Origin of the sequence: Flavihumibacter sp. ZG627 (assembly GCF_000814325.1) — a bacterium.
In the GTDB taxonomy this organism is placed as follows: Bacteria; Bacteroidota; Bacteroidia; order Chitinophagales; family Chitinophagaceae; genus Flavihumibacter.
In genome coordinates this window covers 617096-638909 of record NZ_JPHF01000001.1, presented here as the reverse complement: position 1 = coordinate 638909, position 21814 = coordinate 617096, and the positions used below count along the sequence as shown (strand labels likewise).

Annotated in this window: 19 protein-coding genes; 10 read left to right on the top strand and 9 right to left on the bottom strand. The window is 43.4% G+C overall.

Going from position 1 to position 21814, the window contains the following annotated elements; all coding sequences use genetic code 11:
* The first annotated feature begins 67 nt into the window (after positions 1-67).
* Positions 68-1108: a quinone-dependent dihydroorotate dehydrogenase gene (locus tag HY58_RS02790; RefSeq protein WP_039127257.1), complete on the top strand. Its 1041-nt coding sequence runs from the start codon at positions 68-70 to the stop codon at positions 1106-1108.
* 47 nt (positions 1109-1155) lie between these two features.
* A complete protein-coding gene (locus HY58_RS02785) occupies positions 1156-1977 on the top strand; it encodes a TerC family protein (protein ID WP_052323793.1) in 822 nt (273 codons plus the stop codon).
* Between the two features lie 9 nt (positions 1978-1986).
* Here HY58_RS02785 and HY58_RS02780 read toward each other — a convergent pair whose 3' ends face one another.
* The 3 genes from HY58_RS02780 to HY58_RS02770 form a co-directional block, all read right to left on the bottom strand.
* A complete protein-coding gene (locus HY58_RS02780; RefSeq protein ID WP_039127254.1) occupies positions 1987-2688 on the bottom strand; it encodes a 16S rRNA (uracil(1498)-N(3))-methyltransferase in 702 nt (233 codons plus the stop codon).
* 2 nt (positions 2689-2690) lie between these two features.
* On the bottom strand, positions 2691-4247 hold the full coding sequence (dnaB, locus tag HY58_RS02775; RefSeq protein ID WP_039127251.1) for a replicative DNA helicase: 1557 nt from the start codon (positions 4245-4247) through the stop codon (positions 2691-2693).
* Between the two features lie 555 nt (positions 4248-4802).
* A complete protein-coding gene (locus HY58_RS02770; RefSeq protein WP_039127247.1) occupies positions 4803-5222 on the bottom strand; it encodes a hypothetical protein in 420 nt (139 codons plus the stop codon).
* Positions 5223-5339: 117 nt separating this feature from the next.
* On the opposite strand from HY58_RS02770, the gene pheT reads away from it, so the two are divergent.
* The 8 genes from pheT to HY58_RS18680 all read left to right on the top strand — a co-directional run bounded on the left by pheT (position 5340) and on the right by HY58_RS18680 (position 14018).
* Positions 5340-7763, top strand: a complete 2424-nt coding sequence (pheT, locus tag HY58_RS02765; RefSeq protein WP_039127243.1) for a phenylalanine--tRNA ligase subunit beta — start codon at positions 5340-5342, stop codon at positions 7761-7763.
* Between the two features lie 29 nt (positions 7764-7792).
* Complete coding sequence (locus HY58_RS02760; RefSeq protein ID WP_039127240.1) at positions 7793-8083, top strand: hypothetical protein; 291 nt, start codon at positions 7793-7795, stop codon at positions 8081-8083.
* A gap of 2 nt (positions 8084-8085) precedes the next feature.
* Positions 8086-8376, top strand: a complete 291-nt coding sequence (locus tag HY58_RS02755) for a cell division protein ZapA (protein ID WP_039127236.1) — start codon at positions 8086-8088, stop codon at positions 8374-8376.
* 135 nt (positions 8377-8511) lie between these two features.
* Complete coding sequence (gene rny / locus HY58_RS02750) at positions 8512-10077, top strand: ribonuclease Y (RefSeq protein WP_039127232.1); 1566 nt, start codon at positions 8512-8514, stop codon at positions 10075-10077.
* 84 nt (positions 10078-10161) lie between these two features.
* Positions 10162-10524, top strand: a complete 363-nt coding sequence (gene rplS, locus HY58_RS02745) for a 50S ribosomal protein L19 (RefSeq protein ID WP_039127229.1) — start codon at positions 10162-10164, stop codon at positions 10522-10524.
* 553 nt (positions 10525-11077) lie between these two features.
* The gene (locus HY58_RS02740) at positions 11078-11302 is read left to right on the top strand and encodes a twin-arginine translocase TatA/TatE family subunit (protein WP_039127227.1); all 225 of its coding nucleotides are present in this window, start codon (positions 11078-11080) and stop codon (positions 11300-11302) included.
* 75 nt (positions 11303-11377) lie between these two features.
* Positions 11378-12847, top strand: coding sequence for an Asp-tRNA(Asn)/Glu-tRNA(Gln) amidotransferase subunit GatA (gene gatA / locus HY58_RS02735; RefSeq protein ID WP_082022042.1), 1470 nt, complete (start codon positions 11378-11380; stop codon positions 12845-12847).
* Between the two features lie 70 nt (positions 12848-12917).
* Entirely contained in the window at positions 12918-14018 is a 1101-nt protein-coding gene (locus HY58_RS18680) for a lytic transglycosylase domain-containing protein (protein WP_052323790.1), read from the top strand.
* A 33-nt stretch (positions 14019-14051) separates the two neighbouring features.
* Here HY58_RS18680 and HY58_RS02725 read toward each other — a convergent pair whose 3' ends face one another.
* The 6 genes from HY58_RS02725 to HY58_RS02705 form a co-directional block, all read right to left on the bottom strand.
* Entirely contained in the window at positions 14052-15344 is a 1293-nt protein-coding gene (locus HY58_RS02725) for an anthranilate synthase component I family protein (RefSeq protein WP_253271489.1), read from the bottom strand.
* 8 nt (positions 15345-15352) lie between these two features.
* A complete protein-coding gene (locus tag HY58_RS02720; protein ID WP_039127224.1) occupies positions 15353-15784 on the bottom strand; it encodes a hypothetical protein in 432 nt (143 codons plus the stop codon).
* 85 nt (positions 15785-15869) lie between these two features.
* Positions 15870-17132 (bottom strand): adenylosuccinate synthase, encoded by a 1263-nt coding sequence (locus HY58_RS02715; RefSeq protein ID WP_039127964.1) that lies wholly within the window; start codon positions 17130-17132, stop codon positions 15870-15872.
* Between the two features lie 145 nt (positions 17133-17277).
* Positions 17278-17421, bottom strand: a complete 144-nt coding sequence (locus HY58_RS19400) for a hypothetical protein (RefSeq protein ID WP_156123545.1) — start codon at positions 17419-17421, stop codon at positions 17278-17280.
* 96 nt (positions 17422-17517) lie between these two features.
* Positions 17518-18828 (bottom strand): RagB/SusD family nutrient uptake outer membrane protein, encoded by a 1311-nt coding sequence (locus tag HY58_RS02710; RefSeq protein WP_039127961.1) that lies wholly within the window; start codon positions 18826-18828, stop codon positions 17518-17520.
* A gap of 10 nt (positions 18829-18838) precedes the next feature.
* Positions 18839-21781, bottom strand: coding sequence for a SusC/RagA family TonB-linked outer membrane protein (locus HY58_RS02705; protein WP_039127220.1), 2943 nt, complete (start codon positions 21779-21781; stop codon positions 18839-18841).
* Between the last annotated feature and the right edge of the window lie 33 nt (positions 21782-21814).

Sequence of the window (21814 nt, the reverse complement as noted above, 5' to 3'; positions counted from 1 at the left end):
GTGGTTCTCACTTTCCATGAAAAATAATTTTTTGAAAAGCCCCTCCAAAGGTTTTTTTTTGACAATTATGTACTCAATCATCCGAAATATACTTTTCAGGTTATCTGCTGAAACAGCCCACTATTTTTCCATGAACATGCTCCAGCTGGCTTGTTCGCTTCCCTATATCCGCAAATACATCACCCGACGTTTTACAGCCCCGGGTGCCAGAACAATTGAGGCATTCGGATTATCTTTTAAAAACGGTGTGGGCCTTGCCGCAGGATTTGACAAAAATGCAAGGTACCTGCGGGAGCTTGAATCACTAGGCTTCGGATTTATTGAAATCGGTACCGTAACACCCCAACCCCAGGTAGGAAATGATCGTCCCCGCTTATTCCGTTTACCTAAAGATGAGGCGCTTATCAACAGGATGGGATTTAATAACGAAGGGGTGAAAGTTATTGCTGAAAGGCTGAAAAGTTGGAAGCTGGCGCATCCCGCCAACCTTCACCCAAAACTGATTATAGGGGGTAATATCGGAAAGAATAAACTGACACCAAATGAAGATGCATGGAAAGACTATGAAATCTGCTTTCGCGAACTGTTTGATGTTGTAGACTATTTTGTAGTAAACGTAAGTTCGCCTAATACACCCGGACTGAGGGAACTCCAGGAAAAGGACGCCTTACATAAAATTCTTTCCCACTTGCAAACCATAAACAACCAATACCCTCGCCCCAAACCATTATTGCTAAAAATAGCCCCCGATCTCACAATAGGCCAGGTGGATGATGTGATTGCCCTGGCTATAGAGCTACAATTGGGAGGACTTGTAGCAGCAAATACCACCATAAGAAGGGATGGCCTTCGCACAACTGACGCAGAGCTTGAAACGATAGGAGCAGGTGGACTAAGTGGCGCACCACTACGGGAAAGAGCAACCGAAATGGTCCGTTATATCCACCAGCGCTCGGATTCCCGCATCCCCGTTATTGCCAGCGGTGGCATCTTTACAGCGCAGGATGCAAAGGAAAAGCTGGATGCGGGTGCCTGTTTGGTACAAGTTTGGACAGGTTTCATTTATGTTGGTCCATCAATTGCAAAAGAGATCAGTGAACATATATAAAATATACAAACCTTAACCACTTTACTAATAAACCCCAGTTTCTTTAAATGGAACATTTATTCACGACCGAAAGCCTGATTAGTTTTCTTATCCTGGTAGTGCTGGAAGTGGTGCTGGGCATAGATAACGTGATTTTCGTAAGCATTATCATGAATCGGCTCAAGGAGGCGAAAGACCATAAAAAAGCCAGAAGGTTCTGGATGATCTCAGGTATCATTATGAGGAGCCTTTTATTATTAGGGTTGGGCTGGCTACTCGCACAAAAAGGGAAAGCGGTTTTCACCATTGCAGGCAAAGGCTTTGATCTTGCCAGTATTGTAATGCTTGCAGGGGGATTGTTCCTCATCTATAAATCGGTTAAGGAGATCCATCACAAATTGGAAGGTGATGATCCAAATGCAGCCGGTAACCAACAACCAAATCTCAGCTTCGGACAGGCCCTAGGGCAAATTTTATTGATCGATGCAGTTTTCTCTTTTGATAGTATCATCACTGCAGGGGGAACAGCCAAACATGTTGAAATTATGATTGCAGCCGTAGTTATTGCAATGACAGTCATGTTTCTTTTCAGTCCAAAAATTTCCGGATTTATACATAAACATCCAACCCTGAAAATGCTGGCGCTTTCGTTCCTTGTAATGATCGGATTAAGCCTGGTAATTGAAGGATGGGATAGCGAAGCGGCACATAACCTGGGAATGAAGAATTATATTTATTTCGGTATGGCATTCAGTTTCGCTGTAGAAATGCTGAATATGTTCATGCGCAAAAATGCTGTAGCAAAACCTGTTGTATTAAGGGAGCCTGTACTGGAAGATCCAAACATCGCTTCATCGCATCCCGATCATTATAATGATATGGCCCGTTAAAGAATATCATTAATTCACGAGTAAGAGAGTAGCGCCTACCATACCGGCGGTTTCGGTTCGCAATCTGGTTTCACCAAGAGCCACGGGTGAGAATCCATGTGCGAGGGCAAGGGCAATTTCAGCTTCCGTGAAATCACCTTCCGGACCAATTAACAGTATCTCTTTACCCTTAGCAGGGCCTTGTTTCCGAAGGGATTCTTTATTAGTTTCTATGCAGTGGGCAATCCATTTTTTATTATGATCACTTCCCTTTACTATCATATTAAATGGAACGGGGGCTGATAATTCCGGTAACCAAACCTGCTGACTCTGCAACATAGCACTCACAAGAATCTGGTGCAATCGGTCGTAACGAAAATTTTGCTTCTCCGTTCTCTGGCAAATAATTGGATAAATGTTTGCCACGCCGGTTTCTGTTGCTTTTTCAAGAAACCATTCGAATCTTGTATTATTCTTTACCAGTGAGATGGCAATACTTACAATTGCAGTCCGCCTTTCAAAAAAGGTCTGTTTTTCCACTTTAACTGATGCTCTTTTCTTATGAGCTTCCGCAACAGAAGCTGTTAGAAGCAAACCCTTGCCATCAGTAAGATGCAACTGCTCCCCTTCCTGCATTCTTAAAACAGAAACGATATGCCTGGAAGTAGGCTCATCCAGATCAATCAGGCTGCCACCATCATAAGCTGATAAATAAAAGAAGGGTAAGGCCATAATCAGAACGGAGTTTCATCATCTTCAAATGGCACATCATTCATTCGGCTGCCGATCTGACGGTATCCGCTGTTGTCTGCCGGAGCTCCTGCAGGCCCTATCGGCTTCCAGGAAGGGCCGCTACCCGCAGCACCTTCACCACCTTCTACTCCCTCATCTACAAATTTCTGAATATGAAGCTGGGCCCTGAGTTTAATTGTTTCGAGAGATCCGTTCCGGTGTTTTGCTATCCTCACATGGGTTTCACCTTTTACGCTTTCTCCATGTTCATTGGCATTCACATCATAATATTCAGGGCGATAAATGAACATAACCATATCAGCATCCTGTTCAATAGCCCCCGATTCACGGAGATCACTTAACTGAGGCATTTTATTACCTTCTTTTCGGGTTTCTACTGCCCTGCTCAACTGTGAAAGTGCAATAATAGGAACCTCCAGTTCTTTGGCTAGTTGCTTTAAAGAACGGGAAATCTGACTGATCTCTTGTTCGCGGTTGGTATTTCCTCCCGCACCACTCATTAGCTGCAGATAATCTATTATGATCAGGCCAAGGTCATGTTTGTTCTTTAACCTCCGGCATTTTGCCCTTAGTTCAAAAATATTAAGCGCTGCCGTGTCGTCAATAAAAATCTTCGCCTCAGAAAGCCGTTGGATCCCTTTGGCATAGAGCTGCTTCATTTCATACTCTTCCAGCTTTCCCCTGCTAATCTTTTCCAGCCATATTTCTGATTCGGCCGAAAGAATACGCTGCACCAATTGACCAGCACTCATCTCAAGGCTAAACACGGCCACTGCTGTGGGACGGACGGGGTGCAAAGCCGCATTACGCGCTAAGTTAAGTGCGAAGGCGGTTTTACCCACAGCAGGGCGTGCTGCGAGGATGATCAAATCAGTCTTTTGCCAACCGTATGTAACCTTATCTATGCTTGGGAAGCCGGATGGCACACCCGAAATATCTTCCTTCTGGTTGCGGAGATCCTCAATTCGCTTTACTGCTTTAACAAGCACCGAGTCAATAGAATTATAATCTTTACGAAGGTGATTATTCGTAATCTCGAAAAGCTTGCTCTCTGCAGAATCGAGTAGATCAAATACATCAGTAGAATCCTCATAGGCATCACTGATCACTTCCCCACTGATACGGATAAGTTCCCGCTGGATAAATTTCTGTAAAATGATACGCGCATGTGCATCAATATTGGCAGAAGAAACAACTGTATTCGTGAGTTTGGTAACATAATAAGGACCTCCCACCATATCCAGTTCTTCGCGTTTCCGAAGCTCTTCCACAACAGTTAGAATATCAATGGGTTGTGTTTTCTGTGAAAGTGCCTGCATGGCTTTAAATATGCGCTGATTAGCATCCACATAAAAGCATTCTGCCTTCAGTACCTCAACCACCGTGTCAAAAGCACTCTTCTCCAACATAATTGCTCCGAGTACAGCTTCCTCAAGATCTTTTGCCTGCGGAGGTACTTTGCCGTACATCATTGTACTCAGATCAATTGATCCTTTCCTGCGGTTTTTCCGGTCTTTATTGATATTAGTTAGATCCATTTATAGTAAACATGGGTGAAAAACGTTATAAAATATTTCCCTGAAATGGAGAAAATAATCCACAAAACGACATTACCAAAAGATTAATTAATTATGACGCGGGTGTTAACACCTATTCAGGAGGGCGAATATATCTCCAACCATAGCTTTTAAAAAAATTATTTGCAGCGTTAATTTATTCTATAGTAATTAAGGTGGTTATCCACAGCTTTTTGACGCTTATTCACCATCATCTCCAGGCTATCCACAATTTAAATAAGTTTTCCCAGCATTCTTTTACGAAATACACAGGGGTTGTGCATAAAGAATTTGCCACCTATACTTGGCTGTAATAATCTATCACCATGATGGGCTTTCAGGTCAAATGACATAGAATTCTATTTCTATTTTTCGCATGAAACATAGTGTCAGCTTACCTTTCAGAATTTGTGCATAATCAGTGAATAAGGCAGAATACTGTATGATGGCTACTAATAGCCTCTTAAAATCATACCGTTAAAACACCCATTCTTCCTGAGGAGTCTGTTTCACTATAGTTTCACGGCATGATTTTTTCTATAAGTGGGCTCTTTCCGCCACTTCATTCTCATTATGGCAGCTGTTACATCGCTTAACCAGGAATTCATAACTCTTTTTTGCTGCAACACTATCGCGGCGGCGGATGCTTCTTAACAGGCTTCCAATAGACCTTTCCATTTTTCTTTCATAGAATTCCCGGAAAGGCTCCTTCAAACGCTGGTGTTTTATGAAATCCTTGCTACATATCTTTAAAACGCTGTCCATACTTCTTGTCATATAGCCGGCTCCTTCCCAATCATTTTTTTGCAGATCGGTACCAATTGAACCCTGCAGTATTGCCAATACATCCATCTGCTCACTCAGGTCCTTGAAAGGCTCGCCAATAGGTTTTTCAGCCTGGCAACCATCTGCCAGCATCATCACTATGACAATTGTTCCCATCACCAATACTTTCATTGACGGCATTTTACTATAAAATTAATCGAGTACCAGGTAAATTTATTATGCTGAAATGCATAAACAACACAAGCCTGGGTAAACAGTTATATTTGCTGCCTAATATTTATACGATTCATGACAATTTCTTATAATTGGCTGGCTGAATATATCCCGGTAACGGTAGACCCGGAGCGCATGAGCAGAATACTTACGGCAATTGGATTGGAAGTAGAGAGCATGGAGCAATATGAATCCGTAAAGGGGGGATTGAAGGGTCTGGTGATAGGTAAGGTACTTACAAGTGAACCACATCCTAATGCGGATAAACTCAAATTAACGACAGTAGATATAGGGGGAAGTGCACCACTTCAGATCGTATGCGGAGCACCCAATGTGGAAGCCGGACAAATGGTTGTGGTGGCACCCGTGGGCACAACCATCTATCCAAGCTCAGGTGATCCGGTAACAATGAAGATTGCCAAAATCAGGGGAGTTGAAAGCCATGGTATGATTTGCGCCGAAGATGAAATTGGTCTGGGTACAGACCATGGCGGCATTATTGTTTTACCATCAACTCTTAAAACCGGCACAGCTGCCGCAACACATTTCCACACATACCAGGATATTATATTTGAAATCGGCCTTACCCCAAACAGGATGGATGCCATGAGTCACCTGGGTGTGGCAAAAGATGTTTGTGCCTATCTTACCCACCACGATAAAAAAGAGCTTCGTGTAAAACAACCATCCGTTAACACTTTCAAAGCGCAGAATAAATCATTACCTATTGCAGTCACAATTGAAGATAAGTTGGCTTGTAGGCGCTATGCCGGTGTTAGTATCACAGGGGTAAAAATAGCTGAATCGCCCCAGTGGCTTAAAGATAAACTGCAGGCCATTGACGTGCGGCCCATCAGCAACATTGTAGATATCACCAATTATGTTCTTCATGAAATGGGCCAACCCCTTCATGCCTTCGATGCGGATGCTATCAGGGGCAATAAAGTGATCGTCAAAACCCTTCCCGATCAAACCCATTTTGTTACCCTTGATGAAAAGGAAAGAAAGCTGCACGCCACAGACCTGATGATTTGCAATGAAGACGAACCCATGTGTATTGCGGGGGTATTCGGTGGTATTAAAAGTGGTGTAACAAACAAAACCCAGAATATTTTCCTCGAAAGTGCCTGGTTCAATCCTGCTTCCATCAGGAAAACCTCTTTCCGGCATTCACTTCGAACCGATGCGGCTACACGTTTTGAAAAGGGTGTGGATATTTCACAAACAGTTCAGGCATTGAAGCGCGCAGCCCTGTTGATAAAGGAGATCGCCGGAGGAACCATTTCATCTGATATAACAGATGTTTACCCCGAACCGGCAGTAAAGAATGAAGTCGCGATAAAATACCATTACCTTAAAAAACTGAGTGGCAAAAACTACCATCCCGATACGGTTAAGAAAATCCTTGAGGCGCTGGGCTTTGAATTATTAAAAGATGGCATTGACGAAATGAGGGTTTCCGTACCATTCAGCAAACCTGATATTAGTATTCCAGCCGATATTGTTGAGGAGATACTCAGGATCGATGGCCTCGACAATGTAGAAATACCACAGGCTATTACAATTACCCCCTCGGTTGAAGATGATATTGATGGAAAGCTGAGAGAGAAGATCGCCCAATACCTGGCGGGTGCCGGATTCCGTGAAATACTGACCAACTCCATTTCCAACAGCGCATATTTTACTGAACAACAAATGAGAGCTGCGGTCAAAATGCTTAACAACCTAAGCATTGAACTGGATGTACTCCGACCCGCAATGCTTGAAACTGGTCTGGAGGTTATTGCGCATAACCATAACAGGAAGAATACGGATATCAGTTTTTTTGAGTGGGGCAAAACATATAGAACTGAGAACGAAGGAAAATATATTGAAACGCCCCATTGCTGTATTTACCTGACCGGCAATTTTACTCCAACCTCCTGGCGTAGTATGGGTTCTGCCGCAGACATCTTTACGCTTAAAGGAATTGTTGAGAAGATTACCCTTATGGCAGGAGTTCCTTCCATCCGATTTGAACCCGGAGAAGCAGAAGGTTTGTCAGCCCCCCTTCATATCTATTCAGGAAATCAACTTATCGGAATAGCCGGACAGGTATCCAAAAAGAAGTCGAACCAGTTTGATATAAAGCAACCTGTATTTTTTGCAGACCTTTACTGGCAGGAACTTATGACGTTGGTTTTGCGCCAGAAGATCAGCTTTCGTGAATTACCAAAACAACAGCCTGTACAGCGCGACCTGGCCCTCGTGGTTCCAAAACAAACTGCTTATGGCGCTATAGATACTGTGATTCACTCACAAAGAATCGCGAAGCTTAAAAAACTGGAACTCTTTGATCTCTTTGAAAGCGATAAACTTGGAGCCGGGAAAAAATCATTGGCTGTTCGGTTTACTTTTCTGGACGAAGAAAAGACCATGACGGATAAGGAGATCGACTCCATGATGCAAAAGATCATAGGAGCAATTGAAAAAGAGATTGGCGCTGAGATCCGGAAATGAGCCTTGGTTCATTTCCTTACCTTTAATATATGCAGGAATTGCTTGACCATATCGCCAGAATCCAGGATAAACTGGGAGTTTTGCAGAAACAGTTCCTGCAAATTCAACGCGAAAATGAAAGGCTCCTTCAACAACACCAGAGCTTTGTTGAGAAAGACCGTTTACAGCAACATCGCCTGGAGGAATTGCAACAGCAACTTGACCTGTTAAAGGCTACCCGCGGTGCAGGTTCCAACGAAGTTGATAAGCAGGCGCTGGAGAAAAGAATCAATCAATACCTCAGGGAGATCGATAAATGTATCGCCCTGCTTAATGAATAACCATGTCTGACCAGCTTATACCGCTAAATATTGTAATTGGTGACAGGACCTATCGCATCAAAATCAGGGCCCAGGACGAAGAAGCGGTACGTAATACCATTAAGATCATTAACGATAAGGTTATTGAGTTCAAAACCCAATTCTCGGCGAAAGACATGCAGGACTATATTGCCATGGTGCTGGTATGGTATGCCACCGAACAAAGCCAGCTCACTAAAAGCACGCTGGAGAAACAATCCATCATTGACAAACTCACCCACCTCGAAGGGATGATTGACCGTACTGGTACCTGACCCGATGGTACTGCGAAATGCCATTCGCTTTTCTCCAATGAATTCGTATTTTCGCGAATTAGCATCTTACTCAATCACTTATGAGGTATGTGCAGAATATATATACGATTGTCAAAAGCATTAAAAAACAACTAAATGAACGACACCATAATGATATTGATCGCTGCCCTTGTTGCCCTGATTGTGGGCATAGTGGCAGGCAAATTCATTTTTAAAGCGAACACAGAACAGAAGATTAATGAAGCGGAGCAACAGGCTCAGAAAATCCTGAAAGACGCCCAGTCGCATGCGGAAACACTAAAAAAGGAAAAATTATTAGAGGCCAAAGAAAAATTCGTACAGTTAAAAGCTGATCATGACAGGGAGGTTCTGGATCGCAACCGCAAACTGGGGGACACAGAAAACAGGATCAAGCAAAAAGAGCAGTCAATAAATCAGAAAGAAACCAACCTCGACAAACAAATCAAGGAGAACGAAGCCATCAAAGAAAACCTGAATCGTCAGATTGAGTTGGTAAATTTCAAACGAACTGAGCTGGAAAAACACCAGGAGGAGCATATCCGGAGGCTGGAAAAAATCGCGGGATTAACGGCCGAAGAAGCGAAGACCCAATTAGTGGAGAGCCTGAAGCAGGAAGCCCATACCCAGGCCCTGGGTGTACAACAGGAAATAATTGATGATGCCAAGCAAAAAGCCAATAAAGAGGCCAGGAAAATCATTATCCAGACCATCCAGCGTACTGCTGCAGAACAGGCCATTGAAAACTCTATAACAGTATTCAATCTCGAAAGTGATGAAATCAAGGGTCAGATCATTGGCCGTGAAGGACGCAATATCCGTGCAATTGAAGCTGCAACAGGCGTTGACCTTGTTGTTGATGATACTCCCGAAGCAATTATCCTTTCATCTTTTGACCCACTTCGCCGTGAAATCGCCCGATTGAGCTTGCAGCGGCTGGTTACTGATGGTAGGATCCATCCCGCCCGTATTGAGGAGGTAGTTGAAAAAACACGTCGCCAGATCGAAGACCAGGTGATGGAGATCGGTGAGCGTACAGTAATTGAACTCGGTATCCATGGTTTGCATAAAGAGCTTGTGAGGATCGTGGGAAAGATGCGATTCCGCTCTTCCTATGGTCAGAACCTGCTCATGCACAGCCGGGAGGTTGCCAATTTATGTGGCATCATGGCTTCAGAATTGGGAATGAATCCCAAACTGGCTAAACGGGCAGGATTATTACACGATATTGGCAAGGTGCCTGATGAAGAATCAGAATTGAGCCATGCTTTACTTGGTGCAAAGCTGGCCGAAAAATATGGTGAAAACCCGGCTGTTGTGAATGCCATCGGAGCCCACCACGACGAAATGGAAATGCAGTATGTTATCAGCCCGATCATCCAGGCCTGTGATGCCATAAGCGGTGCTCGTCCGGGTGCCCGCAGGGAAATCATGCAGCAGTACCTGCAGCGCATTAAAGATCTTGAAAATATGGCGATGGCATATCCCGGGGTGGAAAAAGCATATGCCATCCAGGCTGGTCGCGAGTTGCGTGTAATTGTAGAGGCCGATAAGGTAACCGACAGTGATAGCGACAGGCTTAGCTTTGAAATAGCACAGAAGATCCAGACGGAAATGACTTTCCCAGGCCAGATCAGGGTTACGGTAATCCGGGAGAAAAGGGCTGTGAACGTTGCCAGGTAATATAAATCAGTAAGAGAAGACAGAAAATTCTTTTGGATATTCGATGTTTCCTCCTACCTTTGCCGTCCGATAAAATTAAGAATCATGAACGCAGTAGCATTTGTTCACGAGCAGTTAACACCGAAAAGAGAATTCCCGAAGTTCAAAGCCGGTGACAACGTTACCGTTAACTATAAGATCGTTGAAGGAAACAAAGAGCGTATCCAGAGCTTTAAGGGCGATGTGATCAAGCGCCAGGGCCAGGGCACAACCCAAACTTTTACTGTCCGTAAGATCTCTGACGGTGTAGGTGTGGAAAGAACCTTCCCACTCTTCTCACCAAATATTGACACCATTGTGCTTAATAAAGCAGGAAAGGTTCGACGCGCCAAACTTTACTTCCTTCGTGAGCGTAGCGGTAAGAGTGCACGTATTAAAGAAAAGAAAAGAGCAGTTATTGCGAAATAATTAACCTTCGGGTTATACCTAAGAGGCCGTCTCAAATTATTGAGGCGGCCTCTTTCTTTTTTCTGTGTTTCCAACTCTTTTTCATACACCAGGATAGAAATACACTTTCCCGTTTTTCCCGGAATTGATATGTCGTTTGGGTATTTTTCAGCTGTATTAACCTACTATATCCAATCCTCTATCCTAGGGTTATCCTAGGGTTATCCTAGGGTTTTAAGCCTACAAATACCCTGGGATAACCCTACCATAACCCAGGGATAACCCAACCATAATAATTTTTTTAGGCATGTTTCAACCAATCCTGGTAAATCCAGGGAATAGCACAGTGGTAACACTATTGGGGTATTTTGGTTAATAATGGAAGAGAAATGGACTCAGGACCGTAGCGCAGATTTATTGATTGCGGGGCATCCTGAACAATGTGACCAGAGATTAATTTTCAGACAGCCCGCATTATTTTAAATCAACGAAATCGTTTGCACATTTATGAATTGTTATTGAAACTATTGCCTTATTAATATCGTATCTTTACAAACAACTTAAATCATTTGGCATGGTACAAGCTAATCCATTTTTACTGATCTCAATGCCGGGCGGAAGCGAGCTGATCCTGATCGGTCTGGTTGTATTACTTTTGTTCGGTGGCAGGAAAATTCCTGAACTGATGCGCGGTCTGGGTCGTGGTATCCGTGAATTCCAGGACGCAAAAAACAATGTGAAGCAAGAGATTGAAGAAGGGATCAAGGAAAAAGAAAAAACTCCTTCCTCTCAACCTTAATTCAATTCGATGCCTGTTGTCCTAAGGTATTAATCCGGATCTACCCTTTAGTTGAACATTAGAAACGCAATGGTCTTGTTTGAATACGAATCAATAGCAGCATATCATAAAGAATTGAAAAATGGCTCCACTACCTGCTCTGCGGTAGTGGAGTTTTATTTGCAGCAAATCACCCGAAACAGACACCTGAATGCCTTCGTTGAAGTGTTTGAACTATCTGCCAGGGAGGAAGCAAGCCGGCTTGATAAAGAAATCGCAGCCACGGGCCATTTGTTACCCCTCCATGGAGTAGTGATTGGTATTAAGGATGTTCTATGCTACAAGGGTTTTCGCACCAGTGCCTCCTCCCGGATGCTGGAAAACTTTATAGCTCCCTATACGGCCAGTGCCGTGCAGAAACTTTTGGATGCCGGTGCAATCATAATTGGAACACTTAATTGTGATGAATTCGCCATGGGATCCTCAAATGAAAACTCCTGTTATGGTCCTGTTTTAAATGCGCTGGACAACAATCGTGTTCCGGGGGGCTCTTCAGGGGGGTCTGCTGTAGCCGTTCAGGCAAAGCTCTGTATGGTTACCCTTGGTACAGATACAGGAGGCTCAGTAAGGCAGCCAGCCGACTTCTGTGGGATCTTTGGACTCAAACCAACATATGGTCGTATTTCACGATACGGTCTGATTGCTTATGCATCTTCTTTTGATCAGATAGGCATTTTAGCCAACAATCTGCCTGATATTGGCCTCGTACTGGAAACTATCGCAGGGGCTGACGAATTCGATAGCACCGTTGCTGACAGACCGGTCCCATCCTATTTCTCCAATTTGTCAGGATTTGATGCTGACATTTCAAATAATGGTGGCAAATCCCTGGAACCGCTAAAGTTCGCATACTTCAAAGAGGCTGTTGAGCATCCATCCCTTGATCCCGAGATCAAAACCAGCCTGCTAAATTACTTTGAACGGCTCCGAAGGGAGGGCCATACGGTTACAGCAGTCGATTTTAGCTACCTTGATTATATCGTTCCAACTTACTATATTCTAACAACCGCAGAAGCATCTTCCAACCTCTCCCGCTTTGATGGTGTTCGATATGGTCGGCGTGAAGATGTTAAAGTAGCCGATTTATCAGAATTTTATGCACATAATAGGTCTGCCGGTTTCGGCTCCGAAGTAAAGCGAAGAATCATGCTGGGAAGCTTCGTTCTGAGTGCCGGATATTATGATGCTTACTTCACCAAGGCCCAACAGGTAAGGCGGGAGCTATACAAACAAACACAATTGATTTTCAAGGACTTCGACGTAATTCTTAGTCCAACTGCTCCCACTACAGCTTTCCGTTTCGGCGAAAAAACTGACGATCCTATCGAAATGTATCTTGGAGATATTTACACAGTTTTTGCCAATTTAACGGGCATTCCGGCCATTTCTCTCCCCATTTTTTGGCACAGTAATGGTATGCCATACGGCCTCCAGGCTATGACAAACCGATTTGAAGAATTATCTTTACTTAAGGTTTCAGAGTTACTGGTGCATTACAAGAATTAATCCTTCCGTTGAAAACCGGCCAAAGTCTCCTTTGAGAAGCTTTCATTAATTGTGAACGAAAATCTGGAACATGAAAAAATTTCTCATGTTAGGTGCCATCCTTGTGGTGTCACTTGGCTTCTCCGTTGCCCAGGAAACAACGAATCCTACCAGTGGTCCGGCAATAGCTGATACCACCGTTGAAAACGCTGCTGACAATACTTTGAAGGCAGCAACTCCTACCCAAAAGATCTCTGATCTTTTTGAAGAAGATGGAACAAATACTTCCAATGCTCCCAGGCTAAATCCCAGGGCAGTAAATTTTGTGGAAGATTACATTGAAAAAAACACCAAGTCATTACAGGATCTCAAATCATGGGCTCGTCCTTATTTTAATATGATGGATGGGGTTTTTCGTAAGCATGGTCTCCCGCGCGAATTAAAGTACCTGGCTGTTATCGAATCTAAATTGAAATCAGGAGCTGTATCCCATATGGGGGCGGTAGGCCCCTGGCAGTTTATGAAACCAACAGCTATTACAATGGGTCTGAAAGTAAATGGCAAGGTAGATGAAAGAAAAAATTATTTAAAGAGCACAAATGCTGCCGCTCTCTACCTGAAAGACCTGTACAAAATTTATGGCGACTGGCTCCTGGTAATTGCAGCATATAATGCCGGTCCGGGTAATGTTCAGAAAGCTATCGCTAGAAGCGGCAGCCGAAATTTCTGGGATCTTCAGTATTACCTTCCCGCTGAAACGCGTAACCACGTTAAAAAATTTATCGGTACGCACTATATTTTTGAAGGGCAGGGAGGGTTAACCACTCTTACGAAAGCAGAAACCAAGGCGCATTATGGCCCTCACCTTTATGCGTTCCATCGGAAAATAACAAAAGAAGAAGAAGATGGGTCTAAGAACCAACAGGTTTCCGGCAAGTATCAATCTGCCGTTATCGCTAAACACATCGTTATGGACCTGGGTGATTTCAACCGTTTCAATCCCGACTTTGATAAGGTAATGTCAAGCACTACCAACAGCTATGAAATGAAACTTCCGGTTGAAAAGATGGAGATGTTCAATGCAAGCAAGTATAATATTCTTCAGGAATCAGTACAGGTTCTACTGAGCAGCGCAGCTGTAATGAATGATGGATCGGCCACTAACAGAAAGCAAACTGGTATTCTTAAATAGTTATCCTGAATTTTAAGCTTAAAAGTGCTGGTATCATTCCAGCACTTTTTTTATTGCCATTGCTTTTAGCAGGCATTCTTCATATTCCTTTTCAGGGTCTGCGTACCAGGTGATGCCGGAACCAAAAAGACAGGAGAGGTATTGATTTTGATCATTATAGAGAATACTCCTTATAACAACATTAAAATCAGCATCGCCCGCAGGACTGCAATAACCAAGGGCACCTGAAAATAGTCCCCGACGCACCAACTCATATCGCTCAATAAGTTCAAGAACTTTACTCTTGGGAGCGCCGGTCATGGAACCCATCGGAAAACTGGCTTCAACAGCATCAATCCAATTCTTACCCGATGCAAGTTTTCCGCTGATAGTAGATATCATCTGGTGAACCTGCGGAAAACTGTAAACGCCGAATAGTTCATCAACCTGTACGGAGCCCGCATCACAAACCCGGGAGAGATCATTACGAACAAGATCAACAACCATTACATTTTCAGATCGTTCTTTGGGATTGGCGCTAAGTTCTTCTGCCAGATCCATGTCATGTTTTTCATTCAGGTGATCTCGCACTGCAGTTCCTTTGATGGGTTGGGAAATCACCCTTCCATCTTTTACACGCAGGTATCTTTCCGGACTGGCACAAAGCAAATGAAGACTATCAATCTTATAATAAGCTGAAAAGGGATTAGGTGAAACTTCTGCCAATTTTCTGAAAAGTAATACGGGATCAACCATTACATTTTCCGCAAAAAACTCCTGGCAAAAATTGATCTCATAACAATCACCCCTATGTATATGTGCTTTTAAGATTTCTACCCTGCTGATATAATCTTCACGACTCATGGCAGGAGAAAGAATGATTTTAGAATGGTTACCCGTTTTTATTTTTGTATTAAGGATATCACGAAACAGGCCGTCTTCATCTAATGAATAACTGCTGATCTTTACCTCGTTCCCGGAAACAAGAAGCAGATGTTCGGGAACAAAAAAATAGCAATCCGGGAAACCAAGAGGGTCGTATAATAATGAAGGAGAGTTGCAGGTTTCCTGTTTAAGATCAAATCCGAAATGACCAAAAAGCCAGTCACTTTGCTGCTTGCTGAAGGCTTGTAACATGCCAAAAGCATTGCCGGCAGAAAGTTTGATCCATTTCCAGGCACCACCAGCTACTAAACATTCAAAACTGCTCTGTATGCCGCCGTACTGATGGCTATCCATAAAACAACAAATGTTGAACTGGCTGACCCAATTCAACATCTGCAATTTTAAAGCTGGAGTTACGGTCAGGGCATAAGACTTAAACGACCGCCCGGCAGCATTACTCATAATAATAATTAAAAATCATCATCGTCATCATCAAAGCCGGAATCATTAAACAGGTCCAGTTCTTTGAATTCATCATCGATACCAAGATCCTCTTCATCCTTACCCCCTTTCTTGCCGGGAGCAGGACCTTTCTTGGTTTTTGATTTGGGAAGATCGAATTCTTCAAAATCCGGATCCCAGGTATCTTCTTCTTCTACCTTCTCCCAATCATCATCTTCTTCGATGGCCTCATCTTCATCTTCCTCATCCTCATCGGTTTTAGATTTTGAAGCTTTAGCTGATTTCCTGGCAGATGCTTTCGGAGTTTCCTCATCATCTTCAAGGTCATCATCCTCATCCTCTTCTTTCTTTTTAGATTTCGAAGATGCTTTCTTCACTGGCTCGTCTGCTTTTTCAGCAGGCGTGCGGGTAGTCTTTTTATTATCAGGTTTAGCAGCCATAACTCATAATGGATTACGGTGTAAAATTTCAAGGTTCTTTTTAAATGACCAAATTTTTAAAAAATATTTTTAAAACAGTTGGCCCTTATACAATTACAATCTGGTCGCGACCAGGTCCGTTAGAAATATGTGATACATCCACACCAATAAACTTGTTTATGTAATCTACGTATTCCTTCATTTTTACAGGTAAGTCAGCATGTTTTTTTACTTCAGTAGTATCAGTACTCCAACCCTGGAAGGAACGCAAAACTGGTTCTATCTGATGCCTTGTCATCTGGAAAGGTACACATTCGGATTCCTTTCCGTCAACCTTATATGCAGTACATACTTCCAGTGTTTCAAATTTATCGAGCACATCAGCTTTTGTCATGATCACCTTCGTGACACCATTGATCATGCAGGCATATTTCAGTGCAATCAGATCGATCCAGCCACAGCGGCGTGGGCGACCGGTTGTAGCTCCGAATTCATTGCCCAGTTTCCTTAATTCTTCACCCACCGCATCATGCAATTCTGTGGGGAATGGGCCACTGCCAACACGGGTACAATAGGCTTTTGTAACGCCCATAACATCCCTTATTTTCTGTGGTGCCACACCTAGCCCGTTACATACGCCTGAAGTAGTTGTATTGGAAGAAGTTACAAAAGGAAAAGTACCAAAATCAATATCCAGCATACTTCCCTGTGCGCCTTCTGCAAGAACTTTCTTACCGGCAACGATACTTTCATTGATGAAATATTCTCCATTTACAACATTGAGGCTACGGAGGAATTCAATCGCATCAAAAAATTCTTCTTCCCAAGGCGTGATATCTTCCTGGAAACCCATGCTGTCAAGCATCCGCTGGTGCTTGAGACGAAGACGGATATAAGAAGTGGTAAAGTTTTTATCAAGAAGGTCTCCTACTCTTAATCCGTTACGACCAGTTTTATCCATGTAAGCGGGACCAATACCTTTGAGGGTGGAACCGATCTTATCATTTCCCTTCTGCAATTCCGATGCTTTATCAAGGGCACGATGCGTAGGAAGGATTAAATGTGTGCGATGAGAAATAAACATGTTCTTGCGAACATCTACTCCAAAGCCGGCAACCGTTTCACATTCGCGTTTTAGCGTAACGGGGTCAAGAACAACTCCATTGCCTATCAGGTTAACGGTATGTGGATGAAAGACGCCTGATGGAATCTGGTGCAGTACAACTTTTTTGCCTTCTACATAGAGTGTATGCCCCGCATTGGGCCCTCCCTGGAAACGTGCAATGATATCATATTGGGGGGCAAAATAATCTACTATCTTACCCTTTCCCTCGTCGCCCCACTGGAGGCCTAAAATTGCGTCTACCATGTATTGATTTTTGAATGCTTGCTGATAATCAGGCTGCAAAAATAGGCGTAACGTAAGCAAATAAAAAACTCAATAATGCATGGGCTATAAAAAGGGGCGCCTCATTGGAGACACCCCTATTAAACCTAAACTCCAATCTTAAATTTTATTCACATGGATATACACTATCCCAGTCGGATTCTGCTTTTGGTATGGCAAATTGTGTATATACTGAATGGCTTGCTTTATCAAGGGGCAATTTTGCCAGTTTCTCATACCTTCTCATATCAAACCAACGATGGCCTTCCATGTACATCAGTTTGCGCTACAATCTATTCACTTGATAAGAATAAAAAAAAGGGACTCCTCCGGAAGTCCCTTTTCTGATATGCGAGTTTTTTAAATTTTAATCCACTTCGGTTAATGGTAATGGAAAGGCTGTCCATACATCATCACCGGTACGATCAATTGGCAACTCTGAGAGCCTGTCATACCTTCTCATATCAACCCACCTATGGCCCTCAAAGAAAAGGGAATAGCGGCGGTGGTAAAGGATCTCGTTGATTAGAGCTGCCTGGTTAAGCGCTCCTGCATAAACAGGAAGATTATGACCCTGCCTTATGATGTTAATGGCTTCTACCGCATCTTCAAAGCCAGCAGCACCAGATTGTACTTTTGCCTCTGCGTATAAAAGTATAAGCTCTTCATTTCTTATCATTGGAATGGGTGCTGTAGAACTGGTATACACCCAAACATCGCGGTCACCAGTTAGGTCACTGGAACTGGCGGGGTTTATTCGTTCAGTTGCCTTTCCTATCCTGTCATCACCTGGCTGCAAATCGTTATCGTAGGCAGGATGCGCAAGTCTTAGTTCTCCACCCTCATTCTGTCTCACAAAAGCCGGGTTAAGTACATCACCCGATGAAGTGGAATATACATGATAGGCACCCCCATAGAAATCACCATTCAGATCCAAAAAGGAATCCTCAAGTGCAGAAAGTACAGTTCCCCATTCTTCAGCATAAGCAGCTACCCGGGCAGCAAATGCGCGATTCAGTTCAAGCATGCTTACAGGGAAATCATTGATATTATATCCGGATGTTAGCTCATATGCTTCCACGCCTGCCTCAATATCAGCCTTGCCTTCATCAAGAAGAGCGGCAATGGCGGCAAGCGACTCATCATATCCAAGAATTGGTCCCAGATTATCCGGATCCGCAACATCCACCCGAATGCCATTAGTATAGGTCAGGTTAAGATTCAGCAATAACTGGTAGGCCTTAATGGTCTTTGCAAACCCTAAGTAACCTCTGCGTTCCTCCTCAGTAAGTAAAGAAGAATTGGTAGCTGCTTCGATGAGTATGTTACAATTTTTCACTACTCTGTACCTTGAACCCCAAGGGTTTGTCAGGTAAAAGGTGTTATTATCGAGTTGCGCATCACCTGCCCCGAGCAGATCCGACAGATATCTTGGATCCGCAGCAGTGAACCGATACATCTCCCTGCCGATCAGTCCAACAACATCAAGGTACATGACGGTATTGTTTCGCATTCCTGCCTCGATACCTGTTACAAGGTTATTTAATTCCGGTTTGCTGGCATTTTCAAGGAAATCTTCAATTGTCGGATTATTCAGGTTACCGATTTCCTTTTTACATCCTGGCAGTACCCAGCTTGCAACCAGGATGAAACATAATATTATTAGGTTCTTTTTCATGGTCATTTTTTTAGAAATCAATGGATAAGTGAAGAGTTGCACGTTTTGATGCCGGGAATGGCATTACCTCAACACCAGTTGAGAATCCGGAACCAAAATTGGATGTTTCAGGATCATAACTCTTATACCTTGTGCGGGTCCAGAAATTGTTGGCGGAAACACCAACGCGCATTCCTTTTATAAAACTAGCTGGAACAGGTATATTATAATAGAGTGCAATTTCCCTTAATCGCAGGTAGGATGCATCCTGAACAAAAACTCTTGCAGTACTTCCCAAGGCACCAATTCGGTCAAGCGCATCAGGTACACCATTGGGTTTGCCATCATCTCCTCCTGTTACATCATCATCATAATCCGGACTTGTTCCGCCCAAATCAGTTAGTAGTTCAGTAAGATTTATATTATCACCCCCCTGTTTCCAGTGGAGCAGGAAACGTAGGCTCAGGTTTTTGAACATCGTCAGCTCATTCCAGAAGTTCATCTGAAAATCAGGCTCCTGGTCACCTAACTTTCGGGCGGGACCATTATCAATGCCCACGATTTGGGTTGCAGATGCACCTTCTTCAATTCTGAATGTTCCCAGGGTATTTCCGAAGGCACCCAAAACTGTCGTGGGGATATCGAGGCGGGTAACCTTAGAGCGATTCTTCCAGAAATTGACTGTGGAATTCCACCTAAGGTTTGCTTTATTTACCACCAAAGCATTGAGTCCTAGTTCAAGACCACGGTTGCGGAGATCACCTGCATTTACCCATTCCGTGCTGAAACCAGAAGAAGGCTGGATAGTTCTTTGCAACAGGAAATCTTTTACAATTTTATTATAAACACTGAATTCCACGCTAAGCCTGTTGTCCAATATGGTGAAATCAAGGCCAGCTTCAAATTCAGTTTGCCGCTCGGGTTCAATAAGTGAATTACCCCTTTGTGTGCTAACAAGCGAGCCAGGCAGGCCATCTATATTGCTTACCAGAAGTGAAGAGAATTTGGAACCAAAAGCCGGGAAGTTTCCTGCTTCACCATATGCTGCCCTGATCTTAAGGTTATCAAAAAAACTGCTGTTAGTCAGTCCAAGTCGGGTAATATTCCACGATAAGCTTGCTTTCGGATAAGCGTAATATTTATCAGGGTCACCATTATTGGTGGATTTATCCATCCTCACACCGGCATTCAGGGTAATAGCATCAAACAGGCTCACTTCTTCCTGAATGAAGAAACCGTCATCTTTATTTTTGGTGCGGAATTGCGTGGCTGAAAGTGAACCAGCCTGATCAACATTAGACTGCCCGGAAATCACCTGCCTGGCAATGTTCAGGAGGTTATCAAATTCCCTTTTCTCCTGTGTTATACCCACTGAAGTGGTGAAACCCAGGTTATCATTGGGCATAAAACTATTCACCAGCGACAAAATATAGTTTGTATTCAGGTTATTCGCAAAACCCTGTATTGAAGTTCCTTTAGGAACTTGTTGGAATTGCATGGATGAAGGGAAAAGGGCATTTGTTTTGAGACTATAATAATCAACACCACCCCTGGCAATCATCCTTGTGTTGGATTTATCTGATTTATGCAATAATGCGTCAAGATTAACGCCTGTTACAAAACGACTGACCTTTTCATTATTGGTAATGAGGTCACGTGTTTCTATTGGATTGGATGCTCCATAGGGATTTCTCGGATAGTTACCATTTGCATCCGGGAACAGATAAGTAAAGCCAGGTGTTGAAGATAATGCAACTCCAAAAGTAACCCCGGCATTATCGTTCTGGGTAAGTCCACGGTCAGAGGAAGAGTTAACATAATTGGAACTAATTCCCACTTTTATATTTTCTGTTATACGATGATCGAGGTTGAGACGGATACTATTATTGCGATAGCCCGTTCTTTTGATAATTCCTTCTTCATCTTTTTGTGCAGCTGAAAAGTAGAAACTGGTCTTATCGCTACCTCCGGTCATGCTTAATGCCGTATTACGGGTAAGGCCGGTTTCACCATAGATCTCTTTTTCATAATCATATATTTTTCCAGCTGCAACTGCGGCCTGGTATTCTTCCAGGTTCCAGCCCATATCCTCAACACGTTCCTCAGTAAGTGTTCGGGCGCCAAGAAGCCTTCTTGCTTTTACTAAGCCAATGTCCTGCGATACATTGAACTTGGTCTTACCTTGTTTTCCTCTTTTAGTAGAAATCAGCACAACACCCGCAGCAGCCTTTGATCCATATATGGCTGCGGCAGATGCTCCTTTTAGAATCTCAATATTCTCAATGTCTTCAGGCCTGAGATCCGCAATACGATTTGATGGGTTATCCTGGTTGGAGGTATTTCCTGCACCGGAAGCTTCGGTCACAACATTCAATCCCCCCGGTGTAGAACTATTATCTACGAAAACGCCATCCACCACATAAAGCGGCTGGGTATTACCAAAAATGGAAGTGACCCCCCTTAGCTTCACAGAAATTCCTCCCCCGGGAGCCCCGGTGTTGGAGTTGATATAAGCCCCTGGGATCTTACCATTCAGGGCAGCATCAAGGGTTTGTGCCGGAGCAGTACCAGAGAGCTCTTTGCTACTGACTGTTGCTATGGCATTCGCAAGGTTTCTCCGTTTTACACTGGTGGCCAGACCTGTAACAACTACCTCATCCAGTTTACCGACGTCTTCGGTAAGCTGAATAGAAATATTGGTGAGATTTGATTCATTAAGGGTTAATGTTTGCGTTCTAAACCCTACAGATGAAATTTCCAATACACCTGATGATGAAGGAATGGTAAAACTAAAGCGGCCACTGGCATCGGTAGCCGTACCACCTGGAACATTCCTTAATTTAACTGAGGCACCCACTACCGGGCTATTTTTGCCATCGGTAACAGTACCGCTGACGGTTACCTGGGCCCAAAGCAAAACAGGGCAAACCAATGCCAAAAGCATTGGCAAAAAATGACCAAGCAATTTTCTCATAGCAAGCAATTTTGAATAATAAATATATGTAAA

Excerpts from the sequence above, each read along its gene's own strand:
- HY58_RS02790 (WP_039127257.1), top strand. The coding sequence starts at position 68 with ATGTACTCAATCATCCGAAATATACTTTTCAGGTTATCTGCTGAAACA.
- HY58_RS02785 (WP_052323793.1), top strand. The coding sequence starts at position 1,156 with ATGGAACATTTATTCACGACCGAAAGCCTGATTAGTTTTCTTATCCTG.
- HY58_RS02780 (WP_039127254.1), bottom strand. The coding sequence starts at position 2,688 with ATGGCCTTACCCTTCTTTTATTTATCAGCTTATGATGGTGGCAGCCTG.
- dnaB (WP_039127251.1), bottom strand. The coding sequence starts at position 4,247 with ATGGATCTAACTAATATCAATAAAGACCGGAAAAACCGCAGGAAAGGA.
- HY58_RS02770 (WP_039127247.1), bottom strand. The coding sequence starts at position 5,222 with ATGAAAGTATTGGTGATGGGAACAATTGTCATAGTGATGATGCTGGCA.
- pheT (WP_039127243.1), top strand. The coding sequence starts at position 5,340 with ATGACAATTTCTTATAATTGGCTGGCTGAATATATCCCGGTAACGGTA.
- HY58_RS02760 (WP_039127240.1), top strand. The coding sequence starts at position 7,793 with ATGCAGGAATTGCTTGACCATATCGCCAGAATCCAGGATAAACTGGGA.
- HY58_RS02755 (WP_039127236.1), top strand. The coding sequence starts at position 8,086 with ATGTCTGACCAGCTTATACCGCTAAATATTGTAATTGGTGACAGGACC.
- rny (WP_039127232.1), top strand. The coding sequence starts at position 8,512 with ATGAACGACACCATAATGATATTGATCGCTGCCCTTGTTGCCCTGATT.
- rplS (WP_039127229.1), top strand. The coding sequence starts at position 10,162 with ATGAACGCAGTAGCATTTGTTCACGAGCAGTTAACACCGAAAAGAGAA.
- HY58_RS02740 (WP_039127227.1), top strand. The coding sequence starts at position 11,078 with ATGGTACAAGCTAATCCATTTTTACTGATCTCAATGCCGGGCGGAAGC.
- HY58_RS18680 (WP_052323790.1), top strand. The coding sequence starts at position 12,918 with ATGAAAAAATTTCTCATGTTAGGTGCCATCCTTGTGGTGTCACTTGGC.
- HY58_RS02725 (WP_253271489.1), bottom strand. The coding sequence starts at position 15,344 with ATGAGTAATGCTGCCGGGCGGTCGTTTAAGTCTTATGCCCTGACCGTA.
- HY58_RS02720 (WP_039127224.1), bottom strand. The coding sequence starts at position 15,784 with ATGGCTGCTAAACCTGATAATAAAAAGACTACCCGCACGCCTGCTGAA.
- HY58_RS02715 (WP_039127964.1), bottom strand. The coding sequence starts at position 17,132 with ATGGTAGACGCAATTTTAGGCCTCCAGTGGGGCGACGAGGGAAAGGGT.
- HY58_RS19400 (WP_156123545.1), bottom strand. The coding sequence starts at position 17,421 with ATGGAAGGCCATCGTTGGTTTGATATGAGAAGGTATGAGAAACTGGCA.
- HY58_RS02710 (WP_039127961.1), bottom strand. The coding sequence starts at position 18,828 with ATGAAAAAGAACCTAATAATATTATGTTTCATCCTGGTTGCAAGCTGG.
- HY58_RS02705 (WP_039127220.1), bottom strand. The coding sequence starts at position 21,781 with ATGAGAAAATTGCTTGGTCATTTTTTGCCAATGCTTTTGGCATTGGTT.